At 44.2% G+C, this 16,164-nt stretch carries 9 protein-coding genes; 1 reads left to right on the plus strand and 8 read right to left on the minus strand.

From position 1 onward, the window contains the following. Positions 1 to 317: 317 nt before the first annotated feature. Both rpoD and dnaG read right to left on the minus strand, forming a co-directional pair. The gene (gene rpoD, locus BVE84_RS04720) at positions 318 to 1,436 is read right to left on the minus strand and encodes an RNA polymerase sigma factor RpoD (RefSeq protein ID WP_076995914.1); all 1,119 of its coding nucleotides are present in this window, start codon (positions 1,434 to 1,436) and stop codon (positions 318 to 320) included. Between the two features lie 2 nt (positions 1,437 to 1,438). After that, on the minus strand, positions 1,439 to 3,229 hold the full coding sequence (gene dnaG, locus BVE84_RS04725; RefSeq protein ID WP_076995915.1) for a DNA primase: 1,791 nt from the start codon (positions 3,227 to 3,229) through the stop codon (positions 1,439 to 1,441). Between the two features lie 161 nt (positions 3,230 to 3,390). Between dnaG and mscL the strand changes: the two genes are divergently transcribed. Further along, a complete protein-coding gene (gene mscL / locus BVE84_RS04730; protein WP_076995916.1) occupies positions 3,391 to 3,777 on the plus strand; it encodes a large conductance mechanosensitive channel protein MscL in 387 nt (128 codons plus the stop codon). Between the two features lie 411 nt (positions 3,778 to 4,188). Here mscL and galE read toward each other — a convergent pair whose 3' ends face one another. The 6 genes from galE to BVE84_RS04760 form a co-directional block, all read right to left on the minus strand. Next, positions 4,189 to 5,202, minus strand: coding sequence for a UDP-glucose 4-epimerase GalE (gene galE, locus BVE84_RS04735; protein WP_076995917.1), 1,014 nt, complete (start codon positions 5,200 to 5,202; stop codon positions 4,189 to 4,191). A 65-nt stretch (positions 5,203 to 5,267) separates the two neighbouring features. Then, on the minus strand, positions 5,268 to 5,444 hold the full coding sequence (rpsU, locus tag BVE84_RS04740; protein WP_000048054.1) for a 30S ribosomal protein S21: 177 nt from the start codon (positions 5,442 to 5,444) through the stop codon (positions 5,268 to 5,270). Between the two features lie 339 nt (positions 5,445 to 5,783). After that, the gene (locus BVE84_RS04745; RefSeq protein WP_158072001.1) at positions 5,784 to 8,549 is read right to left on the minus strand and encodes a Rib/alpha-like domain-containing protein; all 2,766 of its coding nucleotides are present in this window, start codon (positions 8,547 to 8,549) and stop codon (positions 5,784 to 5,786) included. Positions 8,550 to 8,615: 66 nt separating this feature from the next. Further along, positions 8,616 to 14,066: a Rib/alpha-like domain-containing protein gene (locus tag BVE84_RS10715; RefSeq protein WP_076995919.1), complete on the minus strand. Its 5,451-nt coding sequence runs from the start codon at positions 14,064 to 14,066 to the stop codon at positions 8,616 to 8,618. A gap of 679 nt (positions 14,067 to 14,745) precedes the next feature. Beyond that, positions 14,746 to 15,393, minus strand: coding sequence for a TIGR01906 family membrane protein (locus BVE84_RS04755; protein WP_076995920.1), 648 nt, complete (start codon positions 15,391 to 15,393; stop codon positions 14,746 to 14,748). Further along, on the minus strand, positions 15,383 to 16,156 hold the full coding sequence (locus tag BVE84_RS04760) for a TIGR01457 family HAD-type hydrolase (protein ID WP_076995921.1): 774 nt from the start codon (positions 16,154 to 16,156) through the stop codon (positions 15,383 to 15,385). The genes BVE84_RS04755 and BVE84_RS04760 overlap by 11 nt, the downstream gene beginning before the upstream one ends. Between the last annotated feature and the right edge of the window lie 8 nt (positions 16,157 to 16,164).

Consider the following 16,164-nt stretch of genomic DNA (forward strand, 5'->3'; position numbering starts at 1 on the left):
GTTAAAACAGTTCACTGAACCTTGCCCACTTTCTTATTTGCAAGCGAGCGTTAAAACAGTTCACTGAACCTGGTCGCTTTCCCATTTTCATGCGAGCCTTAAAACGGTTCGCTGAACCTGGCTCGCTTTCCTATTTTCATGCGAGCGTTAAAACGGTTCCCCGAACCTGGCTCGCTTTCCTATTTTCATGCGAGCGTTAAAACGGTTCCCCGAACCTGGCTCGCTTTCCTATTTTCATGCGAGCGTTAAAACGGTTCCCTGAACCCTGCTCGCTTTCCTATTTTCATGCGAGCGTTAAAACGGTTCACTGAACCGTTTTAATCCTCAATAAAGTCGCGCAAGGGTTTGCTTCTGCTTGGGTGGCGGAGCTTGCGAAGGGCTTTGGCTTCGATTTGACGGATGCGTTCGCGGGTAACATTAAAGACTTTCCCAACATCTTCTAGGGTTCGCATTTTCCCATCATCAAGTCCAAACCGGAGTCTAAGGACATTTTCCTCACGGTCTGTTAGGGTGTCTAGCACCTCATCTAGTTGTTCACGTAAGACAACCCGTGTGGTATAATCCACTGGATTTTCAATCACTTCATCCTCGATAAAGTCACCTAGGTGACTGTCATCTTCTTCCCCGATTGGTGTTTCGAGAGAAACAGGCTCCTGAGCAATCTTCAAAATTTCACGAACCTTGTCTGGTGTCATATCCATGCGTTCAGCAATCTGCTCTGGCGTTGGATCCTGACCTAACTCCTGGAGCAAATTACGCTGTTCGCGAACCAATTTATTGATTGTTTCGACCATGTGAACCGGAATCCGGATAGTACGAGCCTGATCGGCGATTGCACGGGTGATAGCTTGGCGAATCCACCATGTCGCATAGGTTGAAAACTTGAACCCTTTGGAATAATCAAACTTGTCAACAGCCTTCATCAATCCCATATTTCCTTCTTGGATCAAATCCAAAAACTGCATGCCTCGACCGACATAGCGCTTTGCAATCGAAACAACCAAACGAAGATTGGCTTCCGCAAGCCGTTGCTTCGCTTCTGGATCACCAGCTTCTACCGCAAGGGCCAATTCTTGCTCTTCTTCATTGGTCAAGAGAGGCACAACTCCAATCTCTTTCAAGTACATCCGCACAGGGTCATTGACCTTGGCTGAATTACTACCAAGCAACTCTTCATCCGTCAATTCAGGTTCTTCTTCTACTTGCAAGACACGTGCGCTTGGATTACCCTCTTTATCGACAATGGCAATCCCTGCATCTTGAATCCGTTGCAAGAGGTCGTCAATACCATCTGCATCAAGGGTAAACGGAATGACTAATTGATCGTTGATTGCATCATCTGTTGCAGCCCCTTCTTTTTTATGGTTACGAATAAAATCCGCAACTTGGACATCAAAAGTAGTCACTTCTTGTTTTTTATCTTTTTTTGCTACCATAGTTACTCCATGTTTCTTTTGTGTGCAATGAGTTGTGCCAATTCATCCAATGCCGCTTCGGTATTCCCATTGTGAACTTGTTCCCGAATGACACGTGATTTTTGCTGATTTTCTCGCTTCAGCTGTTCCTGCTGTCGCCGTCTCTCTAGCTCTTCTAGCTCGCTATCACCTACCTCCTCGGGCAATTTTTCTTCCAAGACCTGATACCAAGCCCGCTGCACCTCGTCTGTCTGCTGGGCCAAATCATACGCCGTTACTTCCCCATGCTCCTTTAATAGGTCAAACAAGACCTGCAATTCTGGTGTGAGAAAGAAAAAGTCCGCTTTCAATCGGTAATCATTCAGGATATAAGGGTGGGTTATCATCCGATTGAGCAAGTGGTTTTCTGTCCGAATCAAACGTGATAAGCGCGATTTTTGCGGTAATTCAATCACCGGCTGTCGCCACATCTCCTTTTGACCTTGTGCGACATGGCTACGCTGTGCTCGTTCATGCAAACGCAGATGATTGACCGCTGCCTCTACTTGACCATAATCAAAGTCCGGCAGTAAATCTGCCACCTTATAAATATAAGAATTTTGAGCAGTGATAGACTTGTTTTTAGCAATAATCGGTGCAATTTGATCAACAAAATCAATTTGCATCTGTAAATTATCAAGGTTGGCAGGCTTTAGATACTGAATCAAAAATTCTACATCACTAATCCGATTACTGGTCAAGACCTGATAGAGCTTTTCCTTGGAATGCCTTGCTAAAAATTCATCTGGATCTAAGTTATCTGGCAGACTGACAATCTCTACTTGAAAGCCCTGCAATTCATCCAAGGCTTTTGCTGTCGCTGCCTGTCCCGCCGCATCTCCATCGTAGGTCAAGATTACCTTCTTACAAAATTTTGCTAGATGCTTGACATGTTCTCCAGTCAATGCTGTCCCCATTGAGGCAACCGCATTATCAATACCAACACGATGAGCCGCAATAACATCCATAAAACCTTCCATGAGATAGACTTCACGACTCTTTTTCATAGTTGCCTTGGCTTGATCTAAATGGTAGAGCTCATAACTTTTATTAAAAATCGCAGTGCTTCTGCTATTCTTGTACTTGGCCAGCTGTTTATTGTCACTATCACGCTGCAACCAAATACGACCAGAAAAGGCCACGATCCGCCCATGCTCATCCGTCAAAGGAAACATGATTCGTGCCTGAAAGGCATCGTAGATTAGGTTATTATCCGCAGGGTTAAATAGCCCTGAGGCAAGTAGATCCTGTTCCTCAAACTTAGTAGATAAGTGCCGATAGAGGTAATTTTGCTCCTGTGGAGCTAGGCCAATTTGAAAATGCTTAATCACCTCATCTGTCAAGCCACGATGATACAAGTAATTTCGAGCTTCTTCGCCCATTTTAGTTGTCATCAAGAGGGCATGGTAAAATTTTCCAGCTTCCGTATGAATGTCAAAGAGAATCTGGTGGGGATGAACCCTAGAGGCTTGTGCTGCTACTCTTTGCTGCTCTAACTGGATGCCTGCCTTCTCAGCTACTATCTGAACACTATCTGTAAAAGAGATGCCACGGTATTCTTCAATAAATTTAAACACATCCCCCGACTTCCCACAACCAAAGCAATGGAAAAACTGTTTGTCTTCAACTACGTTAAAAGACGGAGTTTTTTCCCCATGAAAAGGACAGAGGCCTAAAAAATTACGTCCTGCCTTGGTTAGAGAGATGACTTCACCAATCACATCGACAATGTTGACTGCCTGCTTAATCTCATTGATTTTTTCTTTTGAAATCATGTGGCACCTCCTTTCAATGCAGAATATCAGCTATTATAACATGTTCTATTTTATACTAAAAATGTAAAATTGTAAAATTTCTAAGCTAGGATACTTGTAAAAAAAATCTTTTCAGCATATAATAAGAATAATTATTTTTTATGAAAGGACATATTTAGGATATGTTAAAAGATTTAAAAGCATTTTTGCTTCGCGGTAACGTTGTTGACATGGCAGTCGGTGTCATCATTGCTGGTGCCTTCGGTGCTATTGTCCAATCACTCGTGCAAGATGTCATCACTCCCCTCTTCTTGACGCCTGCCTTGAAAGCTGCTGGCGCAGAAAAGATTGCTGAGCTTCGCTGGAACGGTGTTGCCTATGGTAACTTCTTGAGTGCTATCATCAACTTTGTGATTGTAGGGACAGTTCTCTTCTTTATCGTAAAGGCAATGGAAAAAGCACAGAACCTTAAGAAAAAAGAGGTAGAAGCTACTGAAGAGGCTCCTGCTGGTCCAAGTCAGGAAGAATTATTGGCTGAGATTCGCGATTTATTAAAAAACAAATCATAAGGCAGCAGGCAAGTGGACTTGTCTTAAGACTGAAGAAACAATCCAATTTGGAAGTTTCCTCGGTCTTTTTTTGTGTAGTCGTTTCGTTTGCCTTTATACTCAATAAAAATCAACAGTAGACTAGCTTTCACAATTAAGAATTGTGAAAGGTGGTAGGTTGAAAACCTCCACTGGAGCTTTTCACTCGTCAGAATTCCTATTTTCACTTAGACCTTTTAACGTCCTCATATCTTGTGTAATTGAGTTCAGCCTAAAACCTTGGAAAAAAGATAGGCTTTCTTGTGTTCATCGAACACTGCGGCAGCCTCCTATTTTTCATTCGGTTTTTTAACGGCTTCACATCTTAAATGAACACGCCCCTAAGCTCCGTGCGAAAAAGAAGTTGGATTCTTCCAACTTCCCTCTAACCTCTTATTTTGCATACCCATTCGGGTTCTTTGATTGCCAATTCCATGTATCTCGGCACATATCTTCAATAGTTTTTTCTGTTTTCCAGTTAAGCTCAGTAAGCGCCTTGTCCGCATTCGCAAAACAGGTTGCCACATCGCCAGGACGACGATCCACAATCTTATATGGTATCGGAACCCCATTAACTTTTTCAAAGGTGTGTATTAACTCTAGTACACTGGTTCCTTGTCCTGACCCTAGGTTATAGGTGTAGACTCCTGAACCATCTGCAAGTTTCTCCAAAGCTCTGATATGACCAAGGGCCAAATCAACTACATGGATATAATCACGAACGCCTGTTCCGTCTACTGTATCATAGTCATTGCCAAATACACTCAATTCGGGACGTTTACCAACGGCTACCTGAGCAATAAACGGCATTAGATTATTCGGAATCCCTGAAGGGTCCTCGCCGATTAAACCAGATTCGTGGGCCCCAATCGGATTGAAATAGCGAAGAAGGGCGATACTCCATTCAGCATCTGCTACTTCAACATCTCGGAGAATCTGCTCCAACATGACCTTGGTATAGCCATAGGGATTGGTCGCACTCGTAGGCATCGTTTCTACTAAAGGAGAAGGATTATGAAGCCCGTAGACAGTCGCACTAGAACTAAAGACAATTTTTTTCACACCAAATTCAGCCATGACTTCCACAAGGGATAGAGTCGTCATGATGTTGTTTTCATAATACATCACTGGTTTTTCAACAGACTCACCAACTGCCTTGTAGCCAGCAAAATGAATAGCGGCATCAATCTTTTCTTTTTCAAACACAGCACGAAGGCCATCTTTATCTGCCACGTCCAACTCATAGAAGGCTGGAGATTTCCCGGTTATTTCCTTGATTCTATCTAAGACCAATAAACTTGCATTAGATAAATTATCAACAATGACTACTTCTTTTCCTAGCTTTAACAATTCGACTACGGTATGACTACCGATATAGCCTGCGCCACCTGTTACTAAAATACTCATGAAAAACTCCTTAATCTAAATATGAGCTAGACAGAAAAAACAGCTTGACAGCTGTTTTTCAAATGTTAGAATTTTTTACGCTTACGAGCTGCTTCTGATTTGCGTTTACGTTTTACAGATGGTTTTTCATAGAATTCGCGTTTGCGTGTTTCTTGAAGTGTACCAGCTTTGGTAACCGCACGTTTGAAACGACGAAGAGCATCATCAAGTGATTCGTTCTTGCGTACAACTGTTTTTGACATTATTTTCACTCCCCTCAATTTCAAAGTCTATGTTATTATACTGCTATATAGCAATTTTGTCAAGATTTTTCTAGAAAAAGTTTGTGGTATTTACCGTATTTACTCACCGAGACTCGACAACGTATCCTTTTGATTTTTAAAGAGTATCAGTCTATTTTCTTATACTTACTCGGATGGCGCCAGTAGCGTCTCGAGCAGAGAGTGCTACAAAAGCAGAGTCTCCTGTCAAAAGCACCCTCTATTGTGGTCACTATCTGGTGACACTGCTTACAACTAAATGTTCTGCTTTTGTAATAATCAATGGACGGTCGTTCTTTCATATATACTCCTTTCCGAACATCATGATTGATAGTGATTTCTAAACGATAGACAGACGATACCAAGGACGAACATTCCTGCAAGTAGCCCTACTTTCTTACTACTTTCTCCTGTTGCAGGGAGTTGTCGCTCTGATAGCTGGTCTTGATCTTGCGGGTAATCTGGGAATAAGAGGGTATTTTTTGAATCATTTGAAACTTGCTTTTCCGTGCCTATCTCTATAACATGATAAACTACAGGAAAAGCTGCTGGCGATCTGACTTCCGTTCGATTGCTCTCTTCATCAATAGGATTGGTCAGTTCATCTGCGGGGATTGGAGTAAGGTCTTTTTCAGGAGCTTTGATTTGTTCGCTACCAGCACTATTCCCCGGTGTCTCTTTATGAGGAAGGGATGCACCTACTGGTTGCGTCTTGGTTACTCCCCTAACATCTAAATCAATGTCCTTTACATCTCTCTCCGTAACCTTATCAAGCGTCGTGGGAGAGGGTACGGGGCTTACTTCTGTCTGATTCGTCCCTTTGTCAGCGGGATTTTCCAGCTCATCTGTTGGGGTTGGAGTAGCTTCCTTGGCGGATACTTTGATTGCATCCATATCCTGATTGTCTCCCTCTACCTCATTATGAGCAGTAGAACTATCCAACATGTCTATCGTTGGCTCTACTGATGGTGCTAGATTTGATGTTTCTTCATCTCCCTGCCCTTTCTCTGATTGTGCTTTTACAGTGACTGGGATAGTCAAGATACGGCTGGTCTTATTCTTAAAGGTCACTTTTAACCTTGCTTTAAAATTCCCCACTAGCTCACTACTGACCGCTTCAACTATTTCAATCATGCTATCTTCTGGTAAGTTTTGAATAGTCTCTTCTAGCGTGATGAAATCCCCTTGATATACCTCTTTAGCTACAATATTCTCAGGTGGAATAGTTGGAATCTCCTCAATCAACAGAGCTGTTTTTACTGTATCTCCTAAACTAGCTGAGACTTCCTTTTTCTGCACCAACAGTTGTTCCAGCGGAATGCTATCTTCTGACTGATCCGCATAGATAACAACCAGTCCTTCCTTGGGTCTAATCTGGTAGCGAACACTATCGGGGAGATAGCCTTTGTTTATTTCAGTCATGGATTCAATCAAAGTGGCTTCTTCCTCTGGGGAGATAGCGGTTGGATCGGTGACTTCCATTTTATCACTAGGTATTTTGGGAGTGTATTGTTCGGCTTCCATAAGAGGAGGTGCGCTCACTACAAGAGGAATATCAACGTCCCTTGTACTCTGATCGGAAAACATGAGGCGGATTTTTCCAATATAGTTTCCAGGTTTCGTTAAATCGATGGTTGTATAATCAGTGATGTCTTCTATTGACGCATCATCTGGTACTCCACTAATATTATCCGTAAAATCAACGGTAGTACCTGCGATAATTTCCTCAGAAGTCACGATAAAATCTGCATAAACCTGACCATCCGTCACTCTTTCATTGAAATGCAAATCCGTGAGCACAGCTTCCTTATAGCCCACTTCATGCATCCTTGTTCGCCTTCCAACTGAAAATTCTGGTAGGTGATTGATCAACTCTTCAAAATAAGTTCTAGAACCGTGGCCATTTGACGAGGAGCCAACACTTATCGCCCCTTCAAAGGTTCCTACCATTCTGATGGTTCTGTCATTATCGACGATATAATGCGTCGCTTTCCCTTGCTTCATTAGCTCATTTCCTTCCTCAGCCAATGAATTTAACCAGCTGTTAAATAAGTTCCCTTTAATTTTAGGTGCATTAAAAGTATAGGCCTTTTTATACCAAGTATATCCTCTTTTACTTGCTTCAATCAACCCACGTTGAGCTAAGTAGCCACCTAAGGAGTGACCCGTAACATAAAGATTATGAATACTAGGATCCCCGTCGTATCGTTGCAACAGTCTTTCCAAAACACCAGCTTGTCCCGGGTTTGCTCCTACAAAGATAGATAGATCATCGTCTACATCTCGCGCCCCTTTTGTTCCCCTTATTCCTAGTACCTGCACTGCTCCATCTTCTAAATATGGATAAGGACTGCTCGTTTCAAATAAGACTGCATCAAACCCTTCCTCTAAGTGATAAATCTCTCTAACCTTCCAAAAATGCGAAAGTTCATTATGCATCATGGAATACTCCAATCGATTATCATACAATTCCGTCAATTCGCTCCGTTCATCTAACACCTTATTGATGTAAGCATCCTCTCGATATACTAATTCCATAAACATCGTCATATCTCTTGTGGTGACATTCCACACAAGGGGCTGGTCATCGTCTTTATCGGATAAGCCATCGCCATCTGTATCATAAAGTAATGGATGACTGTTATATGCATAGTATTGTTTATTGTCTTTCAGATAGGTATGTATCTCCTCTGCATTTATGAGTCCATCCCCGTCGTCATCACTATCTGGAGATAGTATTTTTCCTCTATATAAAAGAGAATCAACCCTTCCATCCTCTAAACGTATTTTCCCTTCTGAAATCAGCCTTGCAGTCTCCACTGTTAATGGTAACTGGGGGTATTCTTGTGCAGATACAGGCTGTCCTAGAAAGAAGGTAGTTGTTATCAGCCCACACAGTGAGAGAAATAATACTCTTTGAAAATCAACATGAGTCGTTATCAACTTGACTGGATGAATACTAGTTCTCTCTTTACCTACGAGGAGGATAGATTCACTATTCTTATGTCTCCACCTTTCATATTTTTCAATGATGAGCGCTAGGCTATTTTCAATTTTCCTTGAGTATAAGCACTTTTGCTGTTCCATTTCTTCCTCCATTAAAACAACAAGGGAGCTTCCTTGCAATCACTCCCTCATTGTTCTCATCTAACATTAGCCTTTACTTCGCTTTTGAATAGTATCGCGTGCTTTTTTTACTAGAGCAAAAAACACACCTATACCAGCTAACAATATTCCTACTACTCCCAATAGACTCAGTCGAGTACCTGTTTGTGGTAATTTCCGTACCCTACCTAGCATCTGATTAAGGGAATTAGATGCTCCTGATCCATCAACTTTTGATTGGTTTCGGGAATTGTTCTTATCCGCATCACTACGGGGGTCGACAACCGTCACTGTGACGGAGATTTCATCAGTCGAGCCATCTGGGTAGGTTACAACAACTATAGCAGACTTGTCACCAACGGTGCTGGTATCTACTGGAGTTTTATAGCTTACCTGACTGCCTGATGGGACTTGAACGAGGGAACGGGCTACGTCTGGAGTATCACCTAGATTCACCTCTTGATTCTGTCCTTGCGGGTCATTCTTATCCGCATCACTACGGGGGTCTACGACCGTCACCGTGACAGGAATTTCATCAGTTGAGCCATCTGGATAGGTTACAACAACAATCGTATCCTTAGTGCCAACGGTGCTGGTATCTACTGGAGTTTTATAGCTTACTTGACTGCCTGATGGGACTTGAACGAGGGAACGGGCTGCGTCTGGAGTATCACCTAGATTTACCTCTTGGTTCTGTCCTTGCGGATTGTTCTTATCTGCATCGCTACGGGTGTCGACAACTGTCACTGTGACGGGAATTTCATCAGTTGAGCCATCTGGGTAGGTCACGACAACAACTGCAGGCTTGTCGCCAACGGTGCTAGTATCCACTGGAATTTTATAGCTTACCTGACTGCCTGATGGGACACTATCTAAGGAGTTCGCAGGAGTCGGAACTTCGCCAACAGTGACTGTCTGCGGACGACCTTGCGGGTCATTCTTATCCGCATCACTACGTGGGTCAACAACCGTCACTGTGACTGGGATTTCATCACTCGAGCCATCTGGGTAGGTCACGACAACAACCGTATCCTTAGTGCCAGCAGTGCTAGTATCTACTGGAGTTTTATAGCTTACCTGACTACCTGCTGGAACTTGAACGAGGGAACGGGCTGCGTCTGGAGTATCACCTAGATTCACCTCTTGATTTTGTCCTTGCGGATTGTTCCTATCCGCATCATTGCGTGGGTCGACAACCGTTACTGTAACGGGAATTTCATCAGTTGAGCCATCTGGGTAGGTCACGACAACAACTGCAGGCTTGTCGCCAACGGTGCTGGTATCTACTGGGGTCTTATAACTTACTTGGCTGCCTGATGGGACACTATCTAGGGAGTTCGCAGGGATGGGAGCTTCGCCAACAGTGACTGTCTGCGGACGACCTTGCGGGTCGTTCTTATCCGCATCACTACGGGGGTCAACAACTGTCACTGTGACAGGGATTTCATCAGTTGAGCCGTCTGGGTAGGTCACGACAACAACTGTAGGCTTGTCGCCAACGGTGCTAGTATCCACTGGAGTTTTATAGCTTACCTGACTGCCTGATGGGACACTATCTAGGGAGTTCGCAGGGATGGGAGCTTCGCCAACAGTGACTGTCTGCGGACGACCTTGTGGCTCATTCCTATCCGCATCACTACGTGGGTCGACAACTGTCACTGTGACTGGGATTTCATCAGTTGAGCCATCTGGATAGGTTACAACAACAATCGTATCCTTAGTGCCAGCAGTGCTAGTATCCACTGGAGTTTTATAGCTTACCTGACTTCCTGCTGGAACTTGAACAAGGGAGTTAGTAGCCTCTGGAGTATCCCCTAGATTCACCTCTTGATTCTGTCCTTGCGGGTCATTCTTATCCGCATCACTACGGGGGTCGACAACCGTCACTGTGACGGGAAGTTCATCACTCGAGCCATCTGGGTAGGTCACGACAACAACTGCAGGCTTGTCGCCAACAGTGCTGCTATCCACTGGAGTTTTATAGCTTACTTGACTTCCTGCTGGAACTTGAACGAGGGAACGGGCTACATCTGGAGTATCACCTAGATTCACCTCTTGGTTCTGTCCTTGCGGATTGTTCTTATCCGCATCACTACGTGGGTCTACGACCGTCACCGTGACAGGAATTTCATCAGTTGAGCCATCTGGATAGGTTACGACAACAATCGTATCCTTAGTGCCAGCGGTGCTAGTATCCACTGGAGTTTTATAGCTTACCTGACTTCCTGATGGAACTTGAACGAGGGAACGGGCTGCGTCTGGAGTATCACCAATATTCACCTCTTGGTTCTGTCCTTGCGGATTGTTCCTATCCGCTTCACTGCGGGGGGCGACAACTGTCACTGTGACAGGAATTTCATCAGTTGAGCCATCTGGGTAGGTCACAATGACAACTGCAGGCTTGTCGCCAACGGCGCTGGTATCTACTGGGGTCTTATAGGAGACCTGACTACCTGTTGGGACTTGAACGAGGGAGTTGGTAGCCTCTGGAGTATCCCCTAGATTCACCTCTTGATTTTGTCCTTTCGGATTGTTCTTATCCGCATCACTGCGGGGGTCAACAACTGTCACTGTGACAGAGATTTCATCAGTTGAACCATCTGGGTAGGTTACAACGACAACTGTAGACTTGTCGCCAACGGTGCTAGTATCTACTGGAGTTTTATAGCTTACCTGACTACCTGCTGGAACTTGAACGAGGGAACGGGCTGCGTCTGGAGTGTCACCTAGATTCACTTCTTGATTCTGACCTTGCGGGTTATTCCTATCCGCATCACTACGGGGGTCAACAACCGTCACTGTGACGGGGATTTCATCAATCGAGCCATCTGGGTAGGTCACGACAACAACTGCAGGCTTGTCGCCAGCGGTGCTGGTATCGACTGGGGTCTTATAGGAGACCTGACTGCCTGATGGGACACTATCTAGGGAGTTCGCAGGAGTCGGAACTTCGCCAACAGTGACTGTCTGCGGACGACCTTGCGGGTCGTTCCTATCCGCATCACTACGTGGGTCAACAACTGTCACTGTAACAGGGAGTTCATCAGTCGAGCCATCTGGGTAGGTCACGACAACTATAGCAGGCTTGTCGCCAACAGCGCTGGTATCTACTGGAATCTTATAGGAGACCTGACTTCCTGCTGGAACACTATCTAGGGAGTTCGCAGGGATGGGAGCTTCGCCAACAGTGACTGTCTGCGGACGACCTTGTGGGTCATTCTTATCCGCATCACTGCGGGGGTCAACAACTGTCACTGTAACAGGGAGTTCATCACTAGAGCCATCTAGGTAGGTCACGACAACAACTGCAGGCTTGTCGCCAACGGTGCTAGTATCCACTGGAGTCTTATAGGAGACCTGACTTCCTGCTGGAACACTATCTAGGGAGTTCGCAGGAGTCGGAACTTCGTCAACAGTGACTGTCTGCGGACGACCTTGCGGGTCGTTCTTATCCGCATCACTGCGGGGGTCAACAACTGTCACTGTAACGGGAATTTCATCACTAGAGCCATCTGGGTAGGTCACGACAACAACTGCAGGCTTATCGCCAGCGGTGCTGGTATCCACTGGAGTCTTATAACTTACTTGGCTACCTGCTGGAATTTGAACAAGGGAGTTAGTAGCCTCTGGAGTATCACCTAGATTCACCTCTTGATTTTGACCTTGCGGGTCGTTCTTATCCGCATCACTGCGGGGGTCGACAACTGTCACTGTGACTGGGAGTTCATCAGTTGAGCCATCTGGGTAGGTCACGACAACTATAGCAGGCTTGTCACCAACGGTGCTGGTATCTACTGGAGTTTTATAGCTTACTTGACTGCCTGCTGGAACTTGAACGAGGGAACGGGCTACGTCTGGAGTATCACCTAGATTCACCTCTTGATTCTGTCCTTGCGGGTCATTCTTATCCGCATCGTTGCGTGGGTCAACAACTGTCACTGTGACGGAGATTTCATCAGTCGAGCCATCTGGATAGGTCACGACAACTATAGCAGGCTTGTCACCAACGGTGCTGGTATCCACTGGAGTTTTATAGCTTACTTGACTTCCTACTGGGACACTATCTAGGGAGTTAGCGGGGGTTGGAGCTTCGCCAACAGTGACTGTCTGCGGACGACCTTGCGGATCGTTCCTATCCGCATCATTGCGGGGGTCAACAACCGTCACTGTGACTGGGATTTCATCAGTTGAGCCGTCTGGGTAGGTCACGACAACAACTGCAGGCTTATCGCCAATGGTGCTGGTATCTACTGGAGTTTTATAGCTTACCTGACTGCCTGATGGAACACTATCTAGGGAGTTAGCAGGGGTTGGAGCTTCGCCAACAGTGACTGTCTGCGGACGACCTTGCGGGTCATTCTTATCCGCATCCGTATATGAAGTATCAATAATAGCAATCTTACTAAAATTATATATTCCTGTGCCATTTGGTTTCGTAGCAGCAGTTCCTGTCGCTTCTCGGGAGGTTGCACCGACCGTTATCCAAACCTTATCTGTAAAGTCTACATCCTGTCTGAAATCCTGTCCCCACTTCATATAGTTACCAAATTGACTGGCGACATTGGGCGTACCTGCTCCTAGATAGGTAACTTCATTGGGTAGTATCCTTGTATCAAATTCGTAGATACGAGTGGCATCCTGTATGGTTGCTGACTGCATAAAATCTTCCAAAAAATACTTGGAATAATAAATATATTTTTCAATATTATACCGAGAACTGGCTTCACGGTCTGGACCAGTGACTCCGAGACGGTAACCTCCTGCCCATTCTGTCGTAGGATAGCCTTTTTCTCCAAAAATAGTAAACTCACGCGTCGTTCCATCTGGGAATCTCACCTCTTTTGGAGTACCTGCATAAATTTTTCTTGATCTGGTCTCCATGCTATCAAAGTCACTTGGATAGGTAGTTAAGGTAGTTGTTGAATTGGAAACCCTCCAATTCTCAGGTTTCCCCAACCCCCGTGAGGTACCGATGAGGTAATAAGGACGATAAAAATCTCTCATGACCCCCTTATACTCACCACTATTGGTACCTTTAATAATTACTTTCCAGTGTATGCTCGTTTTATCCTCGTTTAGGGTTCCCTTGATACGAATCAATTCGTCTGCATAATTGGCATTTCCTCCAGGTTTTGCAGACCAGCCAAATTTGCTAGCTGTTCCTTCGGTATAGAAAGGATCAGCTATTGCAGCCCTCCAGCCAAGCGGACCAATCTGTGAGTAACCACTCTCTGAAATCACCACCGCATCACTACCATCCTCAAAGTTATCTGGCTTCCACTCGGATATAGGTGAAGCTGACTCTGAACTTCGAGTAAGGGTAGCATGCTCTGGTTCAACTCTTGATTCAGCCTGTGCATTTATAATACTTCCAAAAATAATTGTAGCCCCAATGATACAAGAAACGAGCCTTGTACCAATCTTTTTCAAACCATATCTGAGTTCTACTTTTTCATCTTTTAAAAGAGGCTTTCGTTTTCCTCTATCACTATACTTCATTTCCGTACTCCTTTCACATCATATCGTTAATTGTCGCAAGGCTTGTAATCCTTAGAATAACATCACCCTTGCTAGTTTACATGCTTAACATTTCATTCTTACTTTCCTTTTGTCCTCCTTTTACTTTGCCACTATAACATTTATGCTCTTAATTTGATTAAATCACTACTCACCTCTCTTTCACAACCGACTCACAGCCTATACTCAGCAATCTTTTTTCATTCTGAAAAATATGACTAGCTCCACTTTCGGTCGACACTGTTCATTCCTCTAACCATATCTAACGTCAAGAGGAGTTAGGCTCAATTACATATAGACTATTAGTTATAAGGTTTGACTATAAGTCAAACCTTTGATATACACAGTATATCAAGACCATTTTTATATGTGTTTACTTTTAAAATAGCAAAACCATCAGATACTTGTCCAGAATCAAGCAATCCCCTTTAATACTCTTTAAAAATCAAAAGGATACTTCATCCACTACCTTCGGTTTCCTTGCCTATTCAGAGATCAATTTTTTTTGAGTATGAGTGAAATGTTTGAAGGGTGGGGAAAATAAAAAGAACCGATTTCTCGATTCTCTATCTGATATACATTATAGTGTTCGTTAAGATAATTGGAAAAGACTAGCCTAGGACATAGATGAGCCTTTCAGCCACAAACGCTTGTCACTTACCTAGAAGGATTTCTCAGCACTTATCCTATTTTTCTTAAAATGGCAGGCAAACACCATTCCAATACACAGGCTCTCATATAGGGCAAAAAAGAGCAGGAAACAATGGAGGAAAAATTCTGCCGGCAAAATATAGATAACTGGATCCGTGTGGGGATTAAATAGCCAACTACTATCGCCAACAAACAGGACTTGGTGAAAGAGGGTGAAAAAGCGCTCAAAGCCTACGACCACTCCAAACCCACCAATCAAGATTGGCAAAACCGCTGCTGCTACAAAGACAGTTTGATACAAGTTACCATACCCTTTTCTTACAATCCTTCTCCAAAAATATAGAAAGCCTAGCAAACTTATCAGAAAAATAGCCTGAGCAAGATGAAAAAGCCACTTGACTTGCTGAAAATGGTGTAGACCACTTGCCGATGAGGGGAAACTAGCCATGGATAGCTCTTGCACCCAAGGTAGGGTCAAATAACGCAGGAGGATGTTAAAGTTATATCCAATCTCTCTAGCTTCCATATAGACTACATCCTCTAGTCGCAACCATTGGATTTCTAAAGGATAGAGCATCCAAATCAGGTAAATAGTCGCGAGCAAGGCGGCTGACAGGATAAAAAGGAGGCTGGCCACTAGGGAACATTTAATTTTCATCAAAACTCCATTCATCTAGGCTACTCAATATATGGGTGGGCGCTACTGGAAGCCCTTCTACCTCTTCTGGCCTGGTAAATCCTGTCAAGACCAGAAGAGTAGGAAAACCATTATCAATCCCAGCCCGAATATCGGTCAAATAATTATCACCAACCATCAGGGTCTTACTCCGCTCAGTCCCTAAAATAGCAAGGGCATTATCCATAATAATCGCTTGAGGTTTACCAATAAAAGTCGCTTTCACCCGCGTCGCTCTTTCAAGCAAAGCAATCAGCGAGCCTGCCCCTGGTAACAAGCCACGCTCAGTTGGAATATTCAAATCGGGATTGGTACCGATAAAAACTGCCCCCTTTTGGATTGCTAAAGTGGCAATCGTCAATTTCTCATAGGTCAAATCAGTATCTAGTCCAACCACGACATAAGCAGGATTGTCGCACTCTTCCACATAACCTGCTTCAAAAATGGCAGATTTGAGTCCTTCTTCGCCAATCACATAGGCGGTCTTTGCTCTTCCGACCTGATTCATATAATCAACCGTTGCAAGACTGGCAGTATAAATGGTAGACAGTGGTGTCTCAATAGCAAACTGCTCCCGTAACATGGTCTGAACTGCTTCTGGTCGGCGAGTCGTATTATTGGTGACAAATAGATATGGGAGTTTTCGTTCTTGTAAGCTGTGAACAAATCGCTCGCCAGCTGGAATACGGTCTTTCCCCCTGTAAATAGTTCCATCTAAATCAATCAAATAGCCTGTATAGGTCATCTATCCTT

It is taken from the genome of Streptococcus azizii (genome assembly GCF_001984715.1).
GTDB lineage: Bacteria > Bacillota > Bacilli > Lactobacillales > Streptococcaceae > Streptococcus > Streptococcus azizii.

What these genes read in the sequence shown, in the direction of transcription:
- rpoD (WP_076995914.1), bottom strand. Translation starts at nt 1,436, where the DNA reads ATGGTAGCAAAAAAAGATAAAAAACAAGAAGTGACTACTTTTGATGTC.
- dnaG (WP_076995915.1), bottom strand. Translation starts at nt 3,229, where the DNA reads ATGATTTCAAAAGAAAAAATCAATGAGATTAAGCAGGCAGTCAACATT.
- mscL (WP_076995916.1), top strand. Translation starts at nt 3,391, where the DNA reads ATGTTAAAAGATTTAAAAGCATTTTTGCTTCGCGGTAACGTTGTTGAC.
- galE (WP_076995917.1), bottom strand. Translation starts at nt 5,202, where the DNA reads ATGAGTATTTTAGTAACAGGTGGCGCAGGCTATATCGGTAGTCATACC.
- rpsU (WP_000048054.1), bottom strand. Translation starts at nt 5,444, where the DNA reads ATGTCAAAAACAGTTGTACGCAAGAACGAATCACTTGATGATGCTCTT.
- BVE84_RS04745 (WP_158072001.1), bottom strand. Translation starts at nt 8,549, where the DNA reads ATGGAACAGCAAAAGTGCTTATACTCAAGGAAAATTGAAAATAGCCTA.
- BVE84_RS10715 (WP_076995919.1), bottom strand. Translation starts at nt 14,066, where the DNA reads ATGAAGTATAGTGATAGAGGAAAACGAAAGCCTCTTTTAAAAGATGAA.
- BVE84_RS04755 (WP_076995920.1), bottom strand. Translation starts at nt 15,393, where the DNA reads ATGAAAATTAAATGTTCCCTAGTGGCCAGCCTCCTTTTTATCCTGTCA.
- BVE84_RS04760 (WP_076995921.1), bottom strand. Translation starts at nt 16,156, where the DNA reads ATGACCTATACAGGCTATTTGATTGATTTAGATGGAACTATTTACAGG.